Raw genomic sequence first — 22,526 nt, forward strand, 5'->3', positions numbered from 1 at the left:
GTTCGACCACCCCGAGGCGATCCACGTCGGGGTCGGTGCAGCGGCGGACACCGCCGTCGGTGCGGGCCGACGAGACGATGAGCCCTACCTGTTCGTAGTGACGGTGGTGCGGACGCTCAGGCCGACGGCGAGCGGCATCAGTGGCCCGCGCTGAGGGTGCCGGCGAGGTTGCCGTGGATCGCCGCGCTGGGCTGGTTAAGTTCGACGATCTCGACGGTCTTGCCGCGGTCGGCGTACTTGGTGGTGATGGCGTCCAGGGCGGCGACGGATGAGGCGTCCCAGACGTGGGCACGACTCATATCGATGATCACCTTGTCAGGGTCGCCGGCGTAGTCGAACTGGTAGACCAGGTCGTTGCTGGAGGCGAAGAAGAGTTCGCCGTGTACGGAGTAGATGCGGGTACCGCCGTCGGGGTCGAGCACGCTGGTGACCTCGACGAGGTGGGCGACCCGGCGGGCGAAGATCACCATGGCGGTGAGCACGCCGGCGACGACACCGATGGCCAGATTGTGGGTGGCCAGGGTGGTGGCGACGGTGGTGACCATGACCAGGGTCTCGCCCAGTGGCATGCGCTTGAGCGTGGCGGGGGCGACCGAGTGCCAGTCGAAGGTGGAGACCGCGACGATGGTCATCACGGCGACGAGGGCCGCCATCGGGATGGTGGCGACCACGTCGCCAAGCGCCACGACCAGGATGAGCAGGAAGACACCGGACAGGAACGTCGACAGTCGGGTCCGGGCACCGGACGCCTTCACGTTGATCATCGTCTGGCCGATCATGGCGCAGCCGCCCATGCCGCCGAAGAAGCCGGTGACGATGTTGGCCACGCCCTGACCCCAGGACTCGCGGGTCTTGTTGGAGTGGGTGTCGGTGATGTCGTCGACCAGCTTGGCGGTCATCAGGGACTCCATCAGCCCGACCAGCGCGATACCGACGGCGTAGGGGGCGATCAGCGCCAAGGTGTCCATCGTCCAGGGGATCTGCGGCAGCCCGACAGTGGGCAGGCTGTTCGGCAGTTCACCCTGGTCGCCAACGGTCGGTACGGTCACCGCGGCGGCCACCGTGATCACGGTGAGCACGACGATCGCCACGAGCGGGGCGGGAACCGCCCGGGTGAGTCGGGGTAGCCCGACCATGATCACCAGGGCGAGGGCGACCAGCGGATAGACCAGCCACGGCACCCCGAGCAGGTACGGCACCTGTGCGGCGAAGATCAGGATGGCCAGCGCGTTGACGAAGCCGACCATCACGCTGCGCGGAATGAACCGCATCAGCTTCGCCACCCCGAGGGCGGACAGCAGCACCTGGATCGCCCCGCCCAGGATCACCGCCGCGACCAGGTAGTCGAGGCCGTGCTCCTTCGCCAGGGGCGCGACGACCAGGGCGATCGCGCCGGTCGCCGCGCTGATCATCGCCGGCCGGCCGCCGCAGATCGAGATGACCACGGCCATGGTGAACGAGGCGAACAGTCCGACCCGCGGATCCACCCCGGCCAGGATCGAGAAGCTGATCGCCTCCGGAATCAATGCCAGGGCCACCACCAGCCCGGCGAGAACCTCGGTCCGGAACACCTTCGGCGACAGCCAGGACGGGCGGGACAGACGCGGCCGGGCGACCGCGGACAGCATCGAAGACATACAGCCGTTTCCACTCAGGGTGTACGCGTCGGGCGCACACACGATGCCGCTCCCGTCCGGGACCGACGTGATCCGCGCACACCGGTGCCGGTCGGGCAGGGCCGGACCGTTTCCGAGCATCGTCGCCCGGAAAGCACCGCTCAAGGAAGATCGCGAGGGACCATAGCCGCACCTCGACGACCAGCACGAAACCTACCCTGCGGAGAGGGTGGGTTTCACCCCACAGTGATGATCATCACCGTAGGGTGGGACTGCGCCACGGGTGGGTGAACGGGCTCAGCCGCCCACGTAGGCGGCGAGGTGCTCCCCGGTGAGGGTGGACCGGGCGGCGACGAGATCGGCGGGAGTGCCCTCGAAGACCACCCGGCCGCCGTCGTGACCGGCGCCCGGACCCAGGTCGATGATCCAGTCGGCATGGGCCATGACCGCCTGGTGGTGTTCGATGACGATCACCGACTTGCCGGAGTCGACGAGCCGGTCGAGCAGACCGAGCAGGTGCTCGACATCGGCGAGGTGCAACCCGGTGGTCGGCTCGTCGAGCACGTAGACCCCGCTCTGCTCGGCCATGTGAGTGGCCAACTTGAGCCGCTGCCGCTCACCGCCGGAGAGCGTGGTGAGCGGCTGGCCGAGGCTGAGGTAGCCGAGGCCGACCTCGGCGAGCCGGCTGAGGATGCGGTGCGCGGCCGGCGTACGCGCCTCGCCGGACCCGAAGAACTCCGCCGCCTCGCTCACCGGCATCGCGAGCACCTCGGCGATGTCCCGGCCGCCGAAGCGGTACTCCAGAACGGATGGCTGGAACCGCTTGCCCTCGCACTCCTCGCACATGGTGGCGACGCCGGCCATCATCGCCAGGTCGGTGTAGATCACGCCGGTGCCGTTGCAGTTGGGGCAGGCGCCTTCGGAGTTGGCGCTGAACAGCGCCGGCTTCACCCCGTTGGTCTTCGCGAACGCCTTACGGATCGGATCGAGCAACCCGGTGTACGTCGCCGGGTTACTCCGCCGCGAGCCACGGATAGCGCCCTGGTCGATCGACACCACCCCGGCACCGGGCGGGAGCGACCCGTGCACCAGCGAACTCTTGCCCGACCCGGCGACGCCGGTGACCACGACCAACACCCCGAGCGGGATGTCGACGTCGACGTCGCGCAGGTTGTGCGTCGAGGCCTTGCGGATCGGCAGGTGCCCGGTGGGCGTACGCACCGACTTCTTGACGGTGGCCCGGTCGTCGAGGTGGCGGCCGGTCAGCGTACCGCTGGACCGCAGCCCCTCGACGGTGCCCTCGAAGCAGACGGTGCCGCCCGCCGTGCCGGCCTCGGGGCCCAGGTCGACGACGTGGTCGGCGATGGCGATCGTCTCCGGCTTGTGCTCCACGACGAGCACGGTGTTGCCCTTGTCGCGCAGCCGCAGCAGCAGGCGGTTCATCTGCTGGATGTCGTGCGGGTGCAGCCCGATGGTGGGTTCGTCGAAAACGTAGGTGACGTCGGTCAGCGACGACCCGAGGTGGCGGATCATCTTGGTGCGTTGCGCCTCGCCGCCGGAGAGCGTCCCGGACGGCCGGTCCAGGCTGAGGTAGCCGAGCCCGATCTCGACGAAGGAATCGAGGGTGTGCTGCAACGACGCCAGCAGCGGCGCCACGGACGGCTCGCGCAGCCCGCGCACCCACTCGGCGAGATCGCTGATCTGCATCGCGCAGGCGTCGGCGATGTTGACGCCGTCGATCTTCGATGAGCGGGCCGCCTCGCTCAACCGGGTGCCGCCACAGTCCGGGCAGATCGTGAAGGTGACCGCCCGTTCCACGAAGGCGCGGATGTGCGGCTGCATCGCCTCGACGCCCTTGGACAGGAACGACTTCTGAATCTGGGGGATCAGACCCGTGTAGGTCAGGTTGATCCCGTCAACCTTGATCTTGGTTGGCTCCCTGTGGAGCAGGTCGTGCAGCTCCTTCTTGGTGTATTTCCGGATTGGTTTGTCCGGGTCGAAGAAGCCGCTGCCCCGGTAGATCCGGCCGTACCACCCGTCCATGCTGTAACCGGGCACGGTGATCGCGCCCTCGTTGAGCGACTTGCTGTCGTCGTACAGCGCGGTCAGCTCGATGTCGGTGACCCGCCCGGTGCCTTCGCAGCGCGGGCACATGCCACCGGTAATGCTGAAACTCCGCCGCTCCTTCGTCGTGGTGCCACCGCGTTCGATGGTCACCGCGCCGGCGCCACTGATCGAGGCGACATTGAAGGAGTACGCCTGAGGCGACCCGATGTGCGGCTTGCCGAGCCGGCTGAACAGGATCCGCAGCATGGCGTTGGCGTCGGTGGCGGTGCCGACGGTGGACCGCGGGTTGGCGGCCATCCGCTCCTGGTCGACGATGATCGCGGTGGTCAGCCCGTCGAGGACGTCGACCTCCGGCCGGGCCAGCGTCGGCATGAAGCCCTGGATGAACGCGCTGTAGGTCTCGTTGATCAGCCGCTGCGACTCCGCCGCGATGGTGCCGAACACCAGCGAGCTCTTGCCCGAGCCGGAGACGCCGGTGAAGACCGTGAGCCGGCGCTTCGGCAGCTCGACGGTGACGTCCTTGAGGTTGTTCTCCCGGGCACCCTGCACCCGGATCAGATCGTGGCTGTCGGCGGCGGGTGGCACCGACCGGTTGTCCCCGCTCATCGCACTTCCTGAATACGGATCATGTTGCCGGCGGCGTCCCGGACGGCGCAGTCACGAACCCCGTACGGCTGTTCGGTCGGCTCCTGCACGATCTCGGCGTTGCTGGCCTGCAACCGCTCGAACACGCCGTCGAGGTCGGGCGTGGCCAGCAGGATCGAGGCGTAGGTGCCCTTGGCCATCATCTCGGTGATGGTACGGCGTTCCTCGTCTGTCACCCCGGGATCGGCCGCCGGTGGATGCAGCACGACCGAGGTGCCGGGCTGACCGGGTGGGCCGACGGTGATCCAGCGCATGCCCTGGTAGCCGACATCGTTGCGGACCTCGAAGCCGAGGAGATCCCGGTAGAAGGCCAGGGCGGCGTCCGGGTCGTTGTGCGGCAGGAAGCTGGCGTGAATCATGATGTCCATGCCGGTCACGCTAGCTGCGCCGCGAGGGCCGCTGCTTCTCGATTCCTGACCGGTCTGGTCACCTGTTTCGCGACGCAGGAGGGCATCCCCTTCGTCGCGCGGGCCGCGTCGCGCCGGTAGACGCTGGGCGGCACGCCGACCAGTTCGGTGAAGCGGGTGCTGAAGGTGCCCAGCGACGAACAGCCGACCGTGAAACAGACGTCGGTCACGCTCAGGTCGCCACGGCGTAGCAGCGCCATGGCCCGCTCGATGCGCCGGGTCATCAGGTAGCCGTACGGGGATTCGCCGTAGGCCAGCCGGAACTGGCGGCTGAGGTGCCCGGCCGACATGTTGACCCCACGGGCGAGCGCCTCGACATCCAACGGCTGCGCGTACCCGCGGTCGATGCGGTCACGCACGCGGCGCAGCCGGGCCAGGTTGCCGAGGCGCTGTTCGGTGGTGCATCTGCTGGTCACCCGAGCGATCGTGCCACGTCGGTCCGACCGGCGGCGAGTTCGGCGGCCACCCGGCGCGTCATTGCGCGTCACGGGACTCGGCCGATACGCCGCGAGCGTGGGCGCCGAGGTCGCCCTGACGGCTTCGCTCGCCCGGACCGCGCCGGCAGCGCAGCGTCGACCGTTCGGCTGGGTTCGCCGGTGGCGCGGCCGGGCTTGCTGCCGTCGCGGCGCCTGCCCGGAGGCCGCCGGTCGTGGCTGGTGGCGTTCGGTCCTGGCGGCCGTGGAGCACCAGTTGTTCCAACCGTGACCGGCTGCTCTCCCCCGGCGCGGCCCGGCGACTCCTGCTGACGGACGACTGGCCGGCTACCACGAACGCGGTAGTGGGGCGGCGGCTACGGCGTACGTGGCAGGCGGTCACGCCGGCTGCGGCAGGCGCAAGTGCCTACGCCAGCCGGATGACCTCGGGACGCCCGCCGACGGGATCGGTGTCGTCGGATCCACGACCAGACACACCACAGAGGAGACGGACATGATGTCCGTCAAGCTCGTGCTCGCCGACCTCGTGGCCGCCCCGGCCGGGGCGGCCGGGATCGCCACACCGCCGACCATGCACATCGCTGCTCAAGCAGTGAGCATGAGCGCCGGCCGGATCGGATCGACGGTGGCCGGTCGCGCTGGCCCGCTCCCGGTCTACCGGCTGACTGACCGTGGCCGATTCGACGCGGCTGCGGGTCGCCGTCAGGGGCCTCCGTCACCGTGGTGGATCAGGTACCGGGGGAAGCGGCGGCGGCCGGTCCAGGTGGTCGAGTCGGGCGAGGTCCGCGGTGCCGGCCCGAACCACAGCCGCGGCCAACGCGGTGGTCGCCGGGTCGGTCCCGGCCTGCTGCTCGGCGGTGGCGATCCGCACCGACTGCGTCAGATGTGCCCGCAGGTGCCCGGCGACCAGGTGGTGGAATGCCCGCTCGGTGACCGAGCGCAGCGCGGTCAGTTCCGCGTCGGTGACCATGCCGGGCATGTCGTGGCCCTCGTGTGGGTTGACCACCGGTGCGCCGGAGTCGGCCAACAGCCGCCGGGACCGGGTCAGATGGCTACGCTCGCTGGTCCCGATTCGGATGGCGAGCCGCCGCCAGGCCGGGTCGGCGGTCCGGCCCGGTACCAGATCGAGCATCGGCAGCAGCCGTTCGGCCATCGCCACCGACAGTTGCAGCCAGGCGATGTCGGTGGCGCTGAAGTGTCCGGGCGTGCCGGGAAGCACTGCGGTGGGCGATCCGCCGGCCGAGGGTGGCTCGGCCGCCGGCGCGAGGGCTGGCGGCGACCCGGTGCTCGGCGGCGCTGGTCCCGTGGCGGTTGGCGTTCCGGTGATCGGCGATGTTCCGGCGTCGCACCCGGCGACGAGCAGCAGGGCGGCGAACAGCGCGGCGAGTGGACCTCGCACGCAACCTCCTTCGCGTGCGCCCGGCGGCGGGCCGGCACGACCGGCTCCGCCGCCGGGTGTCACCTGTCGACTCAGAGCGGCCTACCGTCGTGCCCGCACTTGATGACCGGACGGATGCAGTCACGAACGCGGCGGGCCAGTTCCTCCACCGGCCAGGCGTTGAAGAAGTCACCGTGCATCGTGTAGCCCGGCCCGGAGGCGAGCCGCAGCCGCGACGGGTCACCGTTGACCGGGTACCGCAGCACCTGCCGTAGCTTCGGCACGTGCACCGGGTGGCTGGCCGGGCAGGCCTGGTTCACCGGGTAGGCCAGGTGGCTCTTGTGATCCGGCGAGTCGAGGTCGCGGCCGTTCCAGCACTGCGGAAAGTCAAGGTACGACTCCAGCATGGTGCCGGTCGGGCAGTTGACGAAGTCCTTCGACGGCGGCACGTGCCCGGCGTGCAGGCAGGACCAGCGGGCGATGCTGTCACCCGGTCCGGCGGCCCTGGCGTTTCCGGCGACGAGGCGCAGGCCCAGCGGGAACGGCTGCGTCTGCGCGACGACGTCGGGACGCACCCCTTCGCCGAGATAGTAGAAGGTGGCGATGGACGGCTCCACCGGCACGTTGTCGCGGTAGAGGGTCGGTACCCAGTACGACGAGACGTCCACCCGGGGGTTGCAGGTGGTGGTGGAGCGGACCAGGTCGGGCAGCGTGGTGTGGGCGTTGGTCACCGTGCTGCCGAAGAAGCTGTGCATGTGCGAGGCGCCGGGCAGCCCGGGCAGGACGATGGGGTCGTCCGGGAGCCGGTGGCTGTACGTGCAGTCGGCCGGGAACTCCGCCACCCGGATGGCATTGACACCCGGGGCGGCGTCGGCCGGCGCGGTGGTGGCCACGACGTAGCTGCCGAGCAGCACCAGCAGTGCGCCGATAGCGGTGCCGAGGCGTAGCCGGCTGCGGCCGACGGGGTGGGGTGCGGCGCGTTCCATCTCATGGCTCCTGTCGGGAGGGTCAGGGTCCTTCCGACGCCGCCGCCGTAGACATCGGAGCTTCCCTGGCCGGACTGGTGGTGGTCGCGGTGCGATCGAGAGAGCGCTCTCAGACCAGCGTCACCCCAACGTCGATGGATGTCAATACAGGCGCAGTTGCTGGCAACAACGACGGGCCGACCCCGCAGGGTCGGCCCGTCGACTGCCAATGCCGGCGGTGGGTGTCGACCGAGGTCGACATCCCACCCGGCGCACCAGGTCAGCCGCTTGAGCAGGTCGCGGTTGGCGTGGTGCTGTTGCCGTTCTTCCAGAGCGTGATGCCGAAGTTGTTGCCGTTACCGTTCGGACGTGCGGTGATCGTGCCGCTGTTGCCGCTGATCGAGGCGTTCCAGCTGTTCTGCAGGCTCTGGCCGCCGTTGGTACGGATGGTGACGGTCCAGTTGTTGCTGCCACTGACCGAGAAGGTCGTGTTGAACCGGTCGTTCCAGTCCTCGGCCCGGTTCACACTCACGGAGCAGTTGCCGTTGCCCGGCGGCGGGGCGGTGGTGGTGGTGGGGTCGGGATTGGGGTTGCCCCCGCCTTCCCGGACGGTGATGTCCGAGCTGCCCTGGCTCTGGTAGCCCTCGGTGGCCATGATCTGGTAGTAGTGGTTGCCGAGGTTCAGGCCAGCGCGGGCCCAGGCGTCGAAGTGGTTGGCGGTGGTGATGGTGCCGCTGCTGCGCTTCTGCTGCCGCACGCTCCAGTACTGGTAGAACGTCGCGGTGCCGTCGATCGAGGGCTGGTTGACCCGCTGGCTGCGCAGGATGTCGTAGGTGCCGCCGTCAGTGGTGACGGTGCCCAGCCGCTGCGCCCCGCTGCTCGGGTTGTAGCTACCGAAGTTCTCGACGACGTAGTACTCGACGAGCGGGTTGCGAGTCCAGCCGTACAGGGCGAGATAGCTGTTGTTGTTGCCCGGGTTGTAACTGCCCGAGTAGCTGATCGTGCGGCGGGTACCGGGGTTCCAGCCCTTGCCGCCGACCCAGTTGTTGGTGCTCCTGCTCCACGAGCTGGAGTAGCGGCCGTTCTCACGCAACACCATGCAGGCGTCGCCGCTGTCCTTCCAAAACGAGAAGAAGAACCCGTTGTGGGTGCCCTCCGTGCTCGAGCAGACCTGCCGGTCGGCCTCGGCCTGGGCGGGGCTGGCCGAGATCGCGACAGTGCCGGTCGAGATCAGCGCCACGGCGCAGGCGGCACCGATGAGCGACCTGAGGCGTCCACGCCTGCGACTTCGTGGTGGGACGGGGACGTTGTTCATGCTTCCTCCTCGTGACAGCTGACCGACGGCCAGCAGTGCTACGAAACCGGCGGCCACGGTGGCTGGTCGGCCACCATCGACAGTCGACGTCGTACCGGGTGGTGGTCTGCCGGTCGTGATGCACCGTGACCGGCGGAGTAGGTAGCGACAATCGACGGTCATCCAGATTCGTCGATGGGCAACAGTATTGGCGTGCTGCCACCGAGCCGTCAACAACTTCCGGAAATACTCTCGAAACCTTGCCGGGACCAGCCACCGACCGCAGGGAGCACGTTGGCGCTGGTCAGCAACAACAGGACGGCCGGTCACCGCAACGGGCGGTAACGACCGGTTACGCCAGGTCAAGGCCACTGCCAAGCGGAAGTTCCAGCTACCTTCCGGATGCTCTGCGGGCGGCAGGCCCCGCCCTCGCCGGTGACCGGAGCCGCAGCGATCAGGATCCGGGGACGACGCCGCCATCTCGGCTCACAGGCGTGGACCGGCTCGGGTGGGGTAGGCCGGTCTGCTGCGGGTGATGGCACCCGTGCGCGGACGAACTGCCGAAATTCCCGGAGGGTCGATGTCGGCTGGGTCAGCGGGAGCGGGGGATGCGGCGAAGGCCGGGAACGTGGTGCAACTGCGGGTGCACGGGGTCTCCGCCCCGGCGGCCGACCAGGGGTCGCAAACACCCGTCCAGGTGGCGGGAGATCGCAGCGCCGGCTTCTACCGGGCCCGTCCCGCCGATGCCGAGCGCGACCGGACGGGCGCCGGCACCGTGGAGGCGTACCGCTGGAGTGATCTACCCTCCGGCACCGTGACCCGGACCTTGTCGCTGGTGTTCATGTTGCCATTCATGCTGCTCAACGTCGCGGCCTGGATGCGCCCGGGAAACCCTGCCACCGACCCGGCCGTGCGGGCGCTGTGCCGGGTGCTCGGTCTCACCCTCACGGCGCTGTACGTGCTCACCGCCGTCGGGGTGGCGCTGGATCTGATCGCCTGGCAGTGCATGTCGGCCCCGGCCTGTCTGACCGGCCGCAGCTGGCTGTCCTGGCTTGGCGGACGGCCCACCGGGTTGCGACTGGCGACGCTCGCGCTGGTCCCGGCCGCCGCCATCGGGCTGATCTGGTGGGTCAGCACCCGCCCCGGACGCTCCTTCAACGCGTTACGGCCACCGGAAAGCACCCGGTCCGGGCACCCGCTGAGCACCGTCGGCCAGTGGGACGCCGAGCCGCTGATGGGGCGGCTGCGCTCGATCCACGTCGCCGCGGCGTTCGCCACGCTCGCCGGCAGCCTGCTCGCCGCCCGGGTCGCGCACCCGCAGGGCCCCGGACCCCTGACCGTCGCGTTGCTGGTCGCGACCGGAGCCGTCCTGAGCACCTGCGTCGCCCTGCTCTGCATTCCCCCGCTGGTCGAGCGGGATCCCGCGAACCGTCGGCTCAACGGTGTCGCCCGGGCGCTACGGACGCTCGCGCTCGGGCTCACCACCGTGGTCGTCGTCGACGTGCTCGTCGCTCCCGCGCCGTGGCCGGGGGAACGCGGCCTGCCCGGCTATGCCCCCACGCTCACCTGGCTGTTCGGTACGCACGCCGGGCTGCTGGCCGCGCTGGGCTCGGTGCTGCTATGGCGGCGGGGCCGGCGGCCGGGCCACCGGCCGTCAGGCGCCCTCGGCGCGCTGGCGGCCGCCGCCGTCGGGGCGGGCATCGCCGTGGCGTTCTCGGCCGAACTCGTACATCGGGTGGCTGATCTGCTGGATCGGGGCGCACCGGCCACCGACCGCGCCATCGTTCGGCCACCACCCGCTTTCACCTGGGCGATCTACGGCTTCTTCCGGGCAGTGGTGATCACGCTGGTCGTCACCGGACTGGTGGTCCTGCTGTCCCGGCGCGGACGCGTCCGTGCGGCAGCGGTGATCCTGGCGCGCGACTTTCCGAATCCGTCGGCGCAGGCTGCGGCTCGGCTTCGGCAGGTGCGGCAGGTCATCGCACGGGCCCGGTTCACCGAGTGGCTACCGGCGCTGGCCGTGGTCTACGCCGGCCTCGCCGGACTCGGCGCGGCAACCACCGTGATCAACCTGCTGGGGCGGTATCCCGGCGACGTCATCCAGCGGTACGCCCGGGTGCCAGCGGGCCTGGTCGACTTCAGCATCCGGGCCGGCAGCCAACTGATCTCGGCGACCGTCCTCGCCCTCGTCATCGGTGGGATCTTCGCCTACCGAACGCCAGGTTTCCGGCGGCACGTCGGTGTGCTCTGGGACCTGGCGACGTTCTGGCCCCGCGCGGCCCATCCCTTCGCGCCGCCCTGCTACGCCGAGCGGGCCGTTCCGGAGCTGGCCCGACGCATCACCTACCTGGTGAACAGCGGCAAGACGGTGGTGGTCACCGGCTACAGCCAGGGTTCGGTGCTGGTCGCCGCCACCGTCCTCCAGCTGGCACCGCAGGTCAGCGACCGGGTCGCCCTGCTCACCCACAGCTCGCCGCTGCGCCGGCTCTACGCTCGGCTCTTCCCCGCGTACATCGACGACGAGGTGCTGCACGAGGTCGGTGACCGGCTCGGCTGGCGGTGGGTGAACCTGTGGCGCGATACCGATCCGATCGGAGGGTGGATCTTCTCTGCCCACCGGGCCGACGAGCCGCCCACCGTCACCGGCCCCTCGGCGACCGTGGACCGACGACTGCGCGACCCCGAGGGCCTCGTCGCCCTGCCGGGCGACAGCGTCCCGCCGCCGATCCGGGGCCATGCGCCCGACGAGTCCGACGAACTGTTCGTGGCGGCGGTACGGGACCTGGTCGAGCGGTTACCCGGCCCGGAGGAGGACCCGACCACGCCGGGGCGGACCACCTGAACGCAGCTATCCGCCACCGGTGTGACCGGCGACATGGCTGGTCAGCACCACCAGGAGCTCGAATCGGGCGGCCGGGTCGTCCAGGTCGTCGCCGTACAGGTCACGCAGCCGCTTGAGGCGGTAGCTGACCGTCTGCGGGTGCACGAACAGCTCGGTGGCAACCTCGGCGCGCGAGCCCCAGTGCCGGAGCCAGGCGTAGAGCGTCGCCGCCAGATTCTCCCGCTGCGCGGGACGCAGCTGCGCCAGCGGCGCGAGGCGGCGCTCGGTGAGCACCGCCAACGCCCGCTGCTCGCCACGCAGGGTCAGCGCGACCAGGTGGTCGTCGGCGAAGACCGGGCCGGAGGCCGGTCCGACCAGCCCGGCGGCCAGCTCCGCGAGCCGGACCGCCGCCGGCGTCTGCGGCCAGCCCAGTTCCGGGCCGACCACCACCGACCGGCCGACGAACGCCTCGGCCAGTGCGGCGCGGCTCGCCCGGGCACCGGTCCGCAGCAGCAGCACGGCGTCACGGCCACGCTCGATGACCAGCCCGTCCGGGCCGTACCGGAACCGCGCGTCGCGGGCCTGGTCCGGTGGCAGCAGGACGGGCACCACCGCGTCCAGGTCCGCCCAGCCGATCCGGGCCGCCGCCGACTCGACGGCGCTGGGCAGGCCGTCGCCGCGGAGCAGCAGCTCGGCGAGGTGCCGACGGCGGTCGCCCTCCCCGGCCTGCTCGCGCAGTTGCAGGGCGTACCCGTCGGTGCTGGCGGCGGCCAGCTCGGCCACGTAGGCGCTGACCGCGTCGGAGAGGTCGATCAGCTCCTCCGGGTCGACCGGGCGTAGCCGGGCCAGGGACTGCGACGCCGTACGCAACAACAGTCGTGCCGCTGTCCGCAGCGCGGTCAGCAGGGCCTCCGGACCCCGGTCCTCGCGGGCCTCGGCGGCGCCCAATCCGACGAAGACCTCCCGGAACCGGGGCGGCAGCGCCGGCTCCCCGGTGCCGATGAGGTCGAGGAAGCGGTCGAGGGCCACCTGCACGGCGGTGCGTACGTCCCGGGCGAACTTGTCGTCGGCGATGCCGGCGAAGGCGGGGGTGGTCTCGGTGACGGCGACCGCGACGGCGGCCACGGTGGCCGGCAGGTGCGGACGCATCGCGGCACCCAGATCGGCGGGAAGGTGTCGCCAGGGAGTCGCGGAAACAGGCGCGATCACCCGGCGATTTTGTCACGACAGGATAGGAACGGCGGCGATTCTCGCTGCCGGCGGGACGGTGATTCGGTCCGCCAAGCCGCGCGACGATGGAGCCGACCGGCGACCGGAGGTGACCGCCCGGTGGCCGACGAACCGACGGAGGAGTACGCCGTGCAGCACCGCCTGTCCCGTCAGCACGTCGTCGACATGTGCCGCACCATGCTCGCCCGGGGCTACCTCAAGGCCACCGAGGGCAACGTCTCGGTCCGGGTGCCCGGCCACCGGCGGTACGCGGTGACCCCGAGCAACTACGACTACGACCGGATGCGCGTCGAGGACATCTGCATCGTGGACTTCGACGGCAGGCACCTGCCCGACGACTCCGGCGCCGACCTCAAGCCGTCCATCGAGTGCGGGATGCACGCCAACATCTACCGGGAACGGCCGGACGTCAACGCGATCGTGCACACCCACCAGCCGTACGCCTCGGCGTTGGCTTTCCTGCGCAAGCCGATTCCGGCGCTCACCGACGAGCAGGTGCGTTTCCTGGGCCGCGAGGTGGCGATCATCGACTACGCCCCGTCCGGCACCGGATTCCTGGCCCGCAACGTGCAGAAGAAGGTGGCCAGCGGGGACAACGCCTTCATCATCGCCAACCACGGGGTGGTCGCCGTCGGCACCGACCCCGACCGGGCGGTGTTCAACATGGCACTGCTGGAGAAGGTGTCCATCGCCTACCTGCTGGCGCTGACCAGCGAGGCGGGAAAGATCCACACCATCCCGACCGCGATCCGGGAGATCGCCTTCAGCAAGTTGCGCGCCGACGAGAAGCGGATCGCCGCGCAGCTCACCGAGGCGGTCGAGCCGCTGCGCGTACCGGCCGACGAGGAGCTACCCAGCGCCGACGCGGCGGCCACCGAGGTCGCCGCCAGCCGCACCGCAGGCACGTCGCCGGACGCGACGGACGGCACCGGGAGGACCGGCGGCCCGCCGGGCGGCCTCCCGGGCGCGGAGTCGGCCCGGCTCGGGTACGCGATCAGCGAGTACCCCGACGTCGACGACGTGATGCGTCGGCTGAAGGCGCTGACCACCCAGCCGGTACGCGGGCTGCGCCACGACGCGATGCGCGACGTGCTGAACTACTTCGACACCAAGTGCCGCGGCAGCAAGGAGATCACCGAGCGGGCGCGGCGGCGCATCCCCGGCGGGGTGCAGCACAACCTGGCGTTCAACTATCCGTTCCCGCTCGCCATGGACAAGGCCGACGGCGCTTACCTGGTGGATCGGGACGGCAACACGTACATCGACTTCCTCCAGGCCGGCGGGCCGACGATCCTGGGCAGCAACTACGGCCCGGTCAACGAGCGGGTCGCCGAGGTGGTCCGGGACTCCGGCCCGGTGACCGGGCTGTTCCACGAGTACGAGCTGAAGCTCGCCGAGATCATCCACCGGTTCCTGCCGCACGTGGAGATGTACCGGTCGCTGGGCTCGGGCACCGAGGCGGTGATGGCGGCCGTCCGGGGTGCCCGCGCCTTCACCGGCAAGAAGATGGTGATCAAGGTCGGTGGCGCCTATCACGGCTGGTCGGACACGATGGTCTACGGGCTGCGGGTGCCCGGCACCTACCGGATGAACGCCAAGGGCATTCCCTTCGGTGCGACGGCCCGCACCCGGGAGGCATTTCCGCACTACCTGGGTCAGCTCAAGCGCAAGCTGATCGAGAACCGGCTGCGCGGCGGCACCGCGGCGGTGGTGGTCGAGCCGGTCGGCCCGGAGTCCGGTACCCGGCCGGCGCCGCGCGACTTCAACGCCCGGGTCCGGGAGCTGTGCGACGAGTTCGGCGCGCTGCTGATCTTCGACGAGGTGGTCACCGGGTTCCGGCTCGGGCTGGGCGGCGCGGCCGGCTACTTCGGCGTCACCCCCGACCTGACCGTGTTGGGCAAGGCGGTCTCCGGCGGCTACCCGATGGCCGGCGGCGTCGGCGGGCGGGCCGATGTGATGGCGGTCTTCGGATCCGGGCTGGACGGCAAGAGCGGAGCGCACATCCAGGTCGGCGGCACCCTGTCGGCCAACCCGTTGTCCTGCGCGGCCGGCTACTTCGCCATCGAGGAGATGGCCCGCACCAACGCACCGGTTATCGCCGGCCGGGCCGGTGACCGGCTGACCGGCGGCCTGCAACGGCTGATCGACTCCTACGGGTTGCCGTACGTGGCGTACAACCAGGGGTCCATCGTGCACCTGGAGTGCAGCGGCGTGATGCTGTTGGACATGCGCAACCCGGTGAAACTGCTGAAGGAGAACAAGACCCGCAAGCGACTGATGGAGCAGATGGGGGCCGCCTACACCGCACACGGCATCGTCACCCTGGCCGGCTCGCGGATGTACACGTCGATGGCCGACACCGACGAGGTCATCGACGACGCGCTCGCCCGGTTCGATCAGGTCTTCGCACTGGTCGAGGGGGTCTGAGCCGGTGGCCGCCAGCCCGCCGCAGGTCTTCGCGATCGACCTGGGCACCTCGGCGCTGAAGGCCGCGCTGGTCGCCGCCGACGGCACGGTCACCGGCTGGGCCGAGCGACCGGTCCCGCTGCGGGTGCTGCCCGGTGGCGGCGCGGAGCAGGATCCGCTCGCCTGGTGGACGGCGCTCGGGCAGGTCGCCGCCGACCTGGGACGCGACCATCCCGAGCAGCTGCGGGCGGTCGCCACGCTGTGCGCCTCCACCCAGGGCGAGGGGACCATCGCGGTGGACACCGCCGGTGAACCGCTGACCGCGTGCATCAGCTGGCTCGACATGCGTGGCGCGCCGCACCTGCGACGACAGTTCGGCGGCTTCCCCGCCTACCAGGGGATGTCGGTGCGCCGGATCGCCCGCTGGCTGCGGCTCACCGGGGGCATGCCCTCACCGACCGGCAAGGACCCCGCCGCGCACATGCTGTTCGTCCGCGACACCCTGCCACAGGTGTACGCGCGCACGGCGACGTTCCTCAACGTGCTCGACTGGATCAACCTGAAGCTCACCGGACGCACGGTGGCCACCGTCGACTCCATCCTGACCTCGTGGGTGACCGACAACCGGCGTCCCGGCGACATCCGCTACTCCCCCGCCCTGCTCGCCGACAGCGGCATCGACGCGGACAAACTGCCACCGATCGTCGCCTGCACCGAGGTGATCGGCACGCTCACACCGGCCGCCGCCACGCACCTGGGTCTGCCCGCGACGGTGCGGGTGGTCGCCGGTGCGATCGACAACACCGCCGCGGCGATCGGCGCCGGCACCACCGGCGACAACGAGCCGCACCTGTACGTCGGGACCTCCTCCTGGATCGCGGCCCACGTGCCCCGGAAGAAGACCGACGTCGCCGCCGGCATCGCCTCGGTGCCCTGCGCGATCGGCGACCGCTACCTGATGACCGCCCTCCAGGCCACCGCCGGCGCCAACCTGACCTGGCTGCGGGACAAGATCGTCGAGTACGACGACCCACTGCTCAGCGCCGGTCACCTCAGCCGCGACGAGGGCACCCTCTTCGACGCCTTCGACACCATCATTCCGACAGTGCCGCCGGGCTCGAACGGGGTGCTCTACACCCCCTGGCTGTACGGCGAACGTGCCCCGGTGGACGACGCGAACCTGCGCGCCGGATTCTTCAACATCTCCCTCGACACCAACCGCTCCGACCTGCTGCGGGCCGTCTTCGAGGGGGTCGCGTTCAACACCCGTTGGCTGCTCGGCGCGGTGAACCGGTTCCTCGACGCACCGGTCACCTCGATGGCCATCACCGGCGGCGGGGCGCTGTCGGACTCCTGGTGTCAGATCTTCGCCGACGTGCTCGGCGTGGAGATCCGCCGCGACGCCCAGCCGCTCGCGGTCAACGCCCGGGGGGCGGGTTGGATCGGCGGAATCGGCACCGGGCAGCTCACCTTCGCCGACATCCCGGGCCTGATGCGTACCGACCGGGTCTTCACGCCCGATTTGGCGCACCGGTCCGGCTACGACGGGGTCTTCGACGTCTACCGGCAGCTGCACCGGCGGCTAGCCCCGGTGTACCGACGCCTCAACCGCAGCTGACCTGCCGAAACAGCCACCGAGCCGTCGTTGGTGTTTGAGTGACCTTCGGTTTTACTTGATATATTTATAATTAGCTCTTTTACCCGTTTCCCACTAATCGGGATTGGCGGCCGCGATGCCCGCCTGGAAGTTTCGGTAATAATCAATGATGGCTTTTATCCTCTGATCGATGCGACGCTATGACGTTGGCGCCGGCCATCGAGTGGAGGATACGTGCAGGCAATACGCCGGAGGCTACTCGGGACCCAATCCGCTGATCTTCAGCAAGCCGAACCGGAACGGGCGGCAGCGGAAGTCCAGCCTCGCGACGGACAGGGCCGGCTGGCGGGGGCCGCTCGGGTGGCCTCGCGGGTGCTGCGTCACGAATGGACGGTGGCGACTGTCGCCAGCGTGGTCGTGGCGGTTGTCCTCACCTGGCCGACGCTCAAGCAGCCGTGGACGACCATCCCGGGCGACATCGGCGATCCCCCACTGCAGGCGTGGCAGGTCGCCTGGGTCGGGCATGCGCTGGTCACCGACCCCCTCGACCTCTGGCACTCCAATACGTTCTTCCCAGACCTCTACACGTACGCCTACACCGACATCGTGCTCGGCTACGCGCCGGCCGGTCTGTTCGGCCACGGCGTGGCGGCGGCCATCTTCCGCTACAACCTGCTCTACGTGTTCGCCCACGCACTCGCTTGCCTCGGGGCGTACGCCCTGGTGCGCCAACTGGGTGGTGTCCGGACGGCGGCGGCCGTGGCCGGCGTCGCCTGGGCCTTCGCGCCGTGGCGGCTCGCGCACAGCGGGCATCTGAACATCCTCTCCATCGGCGGCGTCGCACTGTGCCTGGCGATGCTGGCTCGCGGCCACGGCTGGTCCCTGCGCGGCGGTCACCGACCGGCGCTGCACCGCCCCGGATGGATCCTGGCCGGCTGGCTGGTCGCCGCCTGGCAGCTGACCCTGGGCCTGGCGATCGGCCTGCCGCTCGCGTACTTCCTGGCCGGCACCATGCTGGTCGTTCTCGTGGCGGTCGGCTGGGCCCGCTGGCGGACCGGCACCTGGTTGCTGGGTCGCCGGGTGGTGCTGGCCAACCTTTTCGGTGGGATCGCCTTCGGAGGTGTGTGCATCTGGTTGGGGATCACCTTCCTGCGGGTGGTGGAGCTGAACCCGGAGGCGCACCGGGATCTGACCTGGACGGAGATGTTCTCCCCACCCCTGCAGGGATACTTCGTCGCGCCCGCGGACTCGTGGCTGTGGGGTGAGCACTTCGCGGCCGCCCGCGCCCAGCTGTCCTGGCCGCCGGAGATGGCGCTGCTGCCCGGCGTCACGTTGATCGTGCTGGCCGTGGCCGGGCTGAGCTACTCGACGTTCCGGGTGCGCCACCGCGTCCTGCTCGGGCTCGGCGTGCTGGTCAGCGGCGCGCTCGGACTCGGCACCAACCTCGTCGGTCAGGGCGACCCGGGATACCTGACCTTGTCGCGGCTGCTGCCCGGATGGGACGCGCTACGGACCCCGGGGCGGCTGATGATGTGGACCAGCCTGCTGCTCGCCATTCTGGCAGCAGGAGCGATAAGCGAGTTCGGACGGATGCGCCCCAGGCTCGGGTGGCCGAGGTCGGTGAGCGGGGTCGTGCTCCTGCTGCCCCTGCTGCTGGTCCTGGTCGAGGGCGTCAACCGGACGCCGCACCCCACCGTGCCGACCGCCCCGCCGGCGCTGCGGGCGGCGACCGAACCGATACTGGTCCTGCCCAGCAACGGGGTGGCCGAATCCGACATCATGCTCTGGACCACCGACGGATTTCCCCGCGTCGCCAACGGTTCGGTGACCTTCCTGCCGGCCAGTCAACAAAAGATCCGTGCGGTGACCACCGAGTTTCCCGACCCGGTCAGCATCGCGCTTCTGCGGCAGGTCGGCATCCGGTCGGTGGTCGTCCTGCCGGATCGGCTCGCCGGAACCCCCTGGGACGGCCTGCCCGCCCGACCGGTCGACGGCCTCGGCATCACCCGCGAGGAGATAGCCGGCGCGCTGGTGTACCGCCTCGACTGAGGCGGACAGCAGCCGACGGCACGGGCGTCACTCCCGGGTGGCACCCATCGGCTCACGGATCAGGGCACCGTCGATGTAGCAGTACCGCCAGTCCTCGCCCTCCTCCAGCGACCGGATCAACGGATGGCCGGTCTGCCGGTAGTGCCCCTCCGCGTGGTTGTTGACCGAGTCGCTGCAACAGCCCACCGCGCCGCAGGTCAGACACATCCGCAACTGCACCCAGTCGTCGCCGCTCTCCACACACTGCGGGCACGCGTCCGCGTCGGACTCGGTGATGTGGATCCGGTCGAAGTGGGTGCAGGCGGTGCTGATGGTCTCCTCACGCACGTACCGCCAACTGGCGTGCAGCAGCCGGTCCGGGATGACCCGGGCCAGGTAGCGCGAGTTCGCCGCGAGCAGCGGACTCACCACGGCCAGGATCAGCACGTACAGGGCGACGAACGGACCGAGCCGGCCGTCGAGGCCGGCGGCGATGGCGAGCGTGGCCAGGATCAACGAGAACTCGCCGCGGCCCAGCACTGTCAGGCCGACATTCGCGGCTCCGCGCTGGTTGAGCCCGAACAGCCGACCGGCGATCAGGCCGGCCACCACGTTGGTGACGACGGTCATCAGTACCGCCAACAACACCGGCAGCGCCACCGAGCCGAAGTCGCCGACGTCGATGCTCAGCCCGAACACCAGGAAGAAGACCGCCGCGAAGACGTCGCGCAGCGGCAGCACCAGACGTTCCACCCGTTCCCGGAGAGGGGTACGGGCCACCACGAGACCGATCATCAGAGCGCCGATCGCGTCGGAGACGCCGATCTCGGCCGACACCCCGGCCACGAGCACGACCAGTCCGACCATCAGGATGGCCAACAGTTCGTCCTCGTTGCTGTCGATGACCTTGCCGACCAGGCGGGCGCCGAAGCGGGCGACGGCAAAGAGCACCGCCAGGTAGGTGAAGCTCAGGCCGATGCGCAGCACCAGTTCTCCGGCGGAACCGGCACCGGACAGCAGCGGCGACAGCAGCGCCAGATACAGCGCGAGGAACAGGTCCTCGATCACGATGATGCCGAGGATGACAGGCGTCTCCGCGTTCGCCAGCCGCCGGAACTCGATGAGCAGCTTCGTCACGATCGCCGAGGAGGAGATGCCGAGCGCACCGGCGATCACGAACGCCTCGTAGCCACCCCAACCGAGGGCGAAGCCGAAGACCAGGCCGGCACCGACGTTGAGGCCGATGTACGAGCCGGCGGCGACGAACAGCCGCTTGCCGCTGCCGAGCACCTGGTCCACCGGGAACTCGACGCCCAGATGAAACAGCAGCAGCACCAGGCCGAGGGAGGCGAGCAGGCTCAGGTCCTCGGGATGAGCGATCAGCACCGGCCCGGGAGTACCGGGCCCGAGCAGGATGCCCGCGAGCATGAAGAACGGCACGGTGGGCAGGTTGATCCGGCGACCCGCGCGGGCCAGCAGGCCCGCGATCAGTACGAGGGCCCCGAAGCCCACGAGATCAGCATGCACGGTGAGGACTCCTGGAGCGGACTGAACAGGGAGTACGACGCGAGACGACTACTCGGAGAAGTACGTGCCGGCCAGCAGGGCGCCCACCTTACGCGCCTGCTCCTCCGACATTTCGATCACGGCAACCGGTTCGTCCTTGCCGGCGGCGAAGACGTACAGGTCACGGTTGCCGTCCCGGCGTACCACCACCGAGATCCGTTGGGTGTTGCTGCCCAGGTCGACGTCGTACCGCTTGCCAATACCTGGCAATTCCTGCACATATATCCCTTTGCTCATGACCCCTCCCCGCTGCTCGGTCCACGATCTTGCGCAATGGTACGATGTGTTCGGCACGGGACGGCGAAGACCAGCGGCTCGTCGCCGATGTTCTCGATGTGGTGCCCGTACGCGAACGGCACGTAGCCGACATCGCCGGCCTGGAAGTCGAAGGTGCGGGCGGCCGCCGAGGCGGCGAAGACGTGATGCCGACGGTGCGTACCTCTCCCGCTGAGCCAGGTCGTCCAGCTGCTCCATCGACCACCCGAAGTTCTTCGCCGGCACCGGTCTGGGTGCGTGGGCGAAGAAGTCGCTCAGCAGGAACGTGATGTTCTCCGAGAAGCTGCCGCCGCTGAAGACCAGGAATGGCTACGAGGTGAGGCGGAACGTGGCGTCGGCGCGCGCCTGGGCGTCATTGATCGGGTCGAGTCGCAGCTGGTAGTTGGAGTGCCGGACGTAGCGGTCGGGGTAGTTGTACGAGCGGAACGACGACCAGGACGAGTTGCCCAGGCCGGCAACCTGCCGGAAGGTGGCGTCCGCGGCGAAGACCGCGCTGCCGTCGTTGGCCGCAAGCACGAAGTCGAAGCCGTAGTGCCGCAGGTAGTGGCCGGGGTAGTTGACCGATTCGAATGACACGCTGGCGGCGTCGGCCAGCCCCGGCACGACCCGGAACTGGGCGTCCTGCGCCGGGCTGACGTTGGCGTCGATGCGTACGTCGTAGTTGGCGTGCCGCACGTACCGGTCCTGGTGGGTGTACGCCTGGATCCGGTTGGCCGGCGTGGTCGCGCCCCAGCGCCCCAGCACCGCGCTCTCCTCGGCGGCGGTCAGGTTCAGGATCGAGCCGTGCCGTTTACGGCTGGCACCCAACTGGTAGTCCGTCCGGGTCCGGAAGTTGGTGACACTGCCCAGGTTGCTGGAGGTGACCGGCAGGTAGCCCCGCCCGGTGGCGTACTGGTCGAGCCAGAGCGCCCACTCGTTACGACCGTTGAACTGCATCCACATCGGCCCTTCGACCACGTTACCGCCGCCGGTGCCGTTCGAGATGCCGAGGTGGGAGAGGTTGCCCAGCATCGTCCACGAGCCGAGGATCGAGTTGCTGCCCTCGATGGTGATGTGCCCGTCGGCCGAGGCCCGGTAGTAGCGGTAGCCGCCGATCGACCCGGGTACCTCGACGATCTGGGTGTCGATGATGCCCTGGCCGCCGCCGGGCCGCTCGATGTAGAGCTGGGGAGCGGTGAAGCTGCGGAAGTCACTGGTCCGCACGTACCAGATGCGGTGTTTGGTCACGCCGTCGCGCAGGGAGTTCGTCGCCCAGTAGACGACGTAGTCGCCGGTCGCCGCGTTGTAGATGGCCTCCGGCGCCCAGGCGTTGCCGGCGCCCGGGATCGCACCGGCGACGTTGATCAGCCAGGGGGCGGACCAGTTCACCAGGTCGCGGGACTCCCACACCACAAGCGACCTGCTGCCCCGGTTCGCCGCGTCGCTCCACGAGGTGCCGCTGGCGATTCGCAAATCGGTGGCGACGATCCAGTACCGGTCGCCGGAGGGCGATCGGACGATGGAGGGATCGCGCACCCCCCGGGTGCCGGTCGTGGACAGCAGCACGGGTGCGCCGTTGTTCAGGTCGCGCCAGGTCAGCCCGTCCCGACTGTGCGCGAAGTAGACCTGCTCGCCGGTGGTCGACTCGCCGGTGAAGTGCGCCATCAGGTAGCCGGTGAACGGGTCGAGGGCGGCGGCCTCGGCACGCGGTGCCTGCGCCGCCGGCAGCAACAGCAGACACAGGGCGGCGATCAGGGCGCTTGCCCTGGTCAGGACTCTGGACATGCGGCTCTCCCATGCGTCCGGCCCGGCCGACG

The 22,526-nt window shown here is 69.9% G+C and carries 16 protein-coding genes; 4 read left to right on the top strand and 12 right to left on the bottom strand.

Going from position 1 to position 22,526, the window contains the following annotated elements; genetic code table 11:
- Positions 1–137 precede the first annotated feature (137 nt).
- The 7 genes from AC2CHE_RS01670 to AC2CHE_RS01700 all read right to left on the bottom strand — a co-directional run bounded on the left by AC2CHE_RS01670 (position 138) and on the right by AC2CHE_RS01700 (position 8,827).
- A complete protein-coding gene (locus tag AC2CHE_RS01670) occupies positions 138–1,637 on the bottom strand; it encodes a SulP family inorganic anion transporter (protein ID WP_484503084.1) in 1,500 nt (499 codons plus the stop codon).
- Between the two features lie 276 nt (positions 1,638–1,913).
- On the bottom strand, positions 1,914–4,289 hold the full coding sequence (locus tag AC2CHE_RS01675; RefSeq protein ID WP_484503085.1) for an ATP-binding cassette domain-containing protein: 2,376 nt from the start codon (positions 4,287–4,289) through the stop codon (positions 1,914–1,916).
- The gene (locus AC2CHE_RS01680; protein WP_484503086.1) at positions 4,286–4,696 is read right to left on the bottom strand and encodes a VOC family protein; all 411 of its coding nucleotides are present in this window, start codon (positions 4,694–4,696) and stop codon (positions 4,286–4,288) included. Before AC2CHE_RS01680 ends, AC2CHE_RS01675 begins: the two co-directional genes overlap by 4 nt.
- Positions 4,697–4,701: 5 nt before the next feature.
- The gene (locus tag AC2CHE_RS01685) at positions 4,702–5,151 is read right to left on the bottom strand and encodes a helix-turn-helix transcriptional regulator (protein WP_484503087.1); all 450 of its coding nucleotides are present in this window, start codon (positions 5,149–5,151) and stop codon (positions 4,702–4,704) included.
- A 733-nt stretch (positions 5,152–5,884) separates the two neighbouring features.
- Positions 5,885–6,568 carry a DUF305 domain-containing protein gene (locus tag AC2CHE_RS01690; protein WP_484503088.1) on the bottom strand — a complete coding sequence of 228 codons (684 nt, stop codon included), beginning with the start codon at positions 6,566–6,568 and terminating at the stop codon, positions 5,885–5,887.
- Positions 6,569–6,639: 71 nt separating this feature from the next.
- Entirely contained in the window at positions 6,640–7,533 is an 894-nt protein-coding gene (locus AC2CHE_RS01695) for a DUF1996 domain-containing protein (RefSeq protein ID WP_484503089.1), read from the bottom strand.
- A 259-nt stretch (positions 7,534–7,792) separates the two neighbouring features.
- A complete protein-coding gene (locus tag AC2CHE_RS01700) occupies positions 7,793–8,827 on the bottom strand; it encodes a glycoside hydrolase family 11 protein (protein ID WP_484503090.1) in 1,035 nt (344 codons plus the stop codon).
- 559 nt (positions 8,828–9,386) lie between these two features.
- Between AC2CHE_RS01700 and AC2CHE_RS01705 the strand changes: the two genes are divergently transcribed.
- Positions 9,387–11,648: a hypothetical protein gene (locus AC2CHE_RS01705; protein WP_484503091.1), complete on the top strand. Its 2,262-nt coding sequence runs from the start codon at positions 9,387–9,389 to the stop codon at positions 11,646–11,648.
- Positions 11,649–11,654: 6 nt separating this feature from the next.
- On the opposite strand, the gene AC2CHE_RS01710 is transcribed toward AC2CHE_RS01705, so the two are convergent.
- The gene (locus AC2CHE_RS01710; protein ID WP_484503092.1) at positions 11,655–12,836 is read right to left on the bottom strand and encodes a PucR family transcriptional regulator; all 1,182 of its coding nucleotides are present in this window, start codon (positions 12,834–12,836) and stop codon (positions 11,655–11,657) included.
- Positions 12,837–12,986: 150 nt separating this feature from the next.
- Here AC2CHE_RS01710 and AC2CHE_RS01715 point away from each other — a divergent pair, with 150 nt between their 5' ends.
- The 3 genes from AC2CHE_RS01715 to AC2CHE_RS01725 all read left to right on the top strand — a co-directional run bounded on the left by AC2CHE_RS01715 (position 12,987) and on the right by AC2CHE_RS01725 (position 18,909).
- A complete protein-coding gene (locus tag AC2CHE_RS01715) occupies positions 12,987–15,284 on the top strand; it encodes an aminotransferase class III-fold pyridoxal phosphate-dependent enzyme (RefSeq protein WP_484503160.1) in 2,298 nt (765 codons plus the stop codon).
- Positions 15,285–15,288: 4 nt separating this feature from the next.
- Positions 15,289–16,881: a xylulokinase gene (locus tag AC2CHE_RS01720; RefSeq protein ID WP_484503093.1), complete on the top strand. Its 1,593-nt coding sequence runs from the start codon at positions 15,289–15,291 to the stop codon at positions 16,879–16,881.
- 321 nt (positions 16,882–17,202) lie between these two features.
- Complete coding sequence (locus AC2CHE_RS01725) at positions 17,203–18,909, top strand: hypothetical protein (protein WP_484503161.1); 1,707 nt, start codon at positions 17,203–17,205, stop codon at positions 18,907–18,909.
- A 27-nt stretch (positions 18,910–18,936) separates the two neighbouring features.
- On the opposite strand, the gene AC2CHE_RS01730 is transcribed toward AC2CHE_RS01725, so the two are convergent.
- The 4 genes from AC2CHE_RS01730 to AC2CHE_RS01745 form a co-directional block, all read right to left on the bottom strand.
- On the bottom strand, positions 18,937–20,415 hold the full coding sequence (locus tag AC2CHE_RS01730; protein WP_484503094.1) for a cation:proton antiporter domain-containing protein: 1,479 nt from the start codon (positions 20,413–20,415) through the stop codon (positions 18,937–18,939).
- 48 nt (positions 20,416–20,463) lie between these two features.
- Positions 20,464–20,691, bottom strand: coding sequence for a cation:proton antiporter regulatory subunit (locus AC2CHE_RS01735; RefSeq protein ID WP_484503095.1), 228 nt, complete (start codon positions 20,689–20,691; stop codon positions 20,464–20,466).
- A complete protein-coding gene (locus tag AC2CHE_RS01740) occupies positions 20,688–20,813 on the bottom strand; it encodes a hypothetical protein (protein WP_484503096.1) in 126 nt (41 codons plus the stop codon). The genes AC2CHE_RS01735 and AC2CHE_RS01740 overlap by 4 nt, the downstream gene beginning before the upstream one ends.
- Before the next feature lie 226 nt (positions 20,814–21,039).
- The gene (locus tag AC2CHE_RS01745; RefSeq protein WP_484503097.1) at positions 21,040–22,494 is read right to left on the bottom strand and encodes a glycoside hydrolase family 43 protein; all 1,455 of its coding nucleotides are present in this window, start codon (positions 22,492–22,494) and stop codon (positions 21,040–21,042) included.
- Between the last annotated feature and the right edge of the window lie 32 nt (positions 22,495–22,526).

It is taken from the genome of Micromonospora sp. ATLC16, from assembly GCF_057196645.1.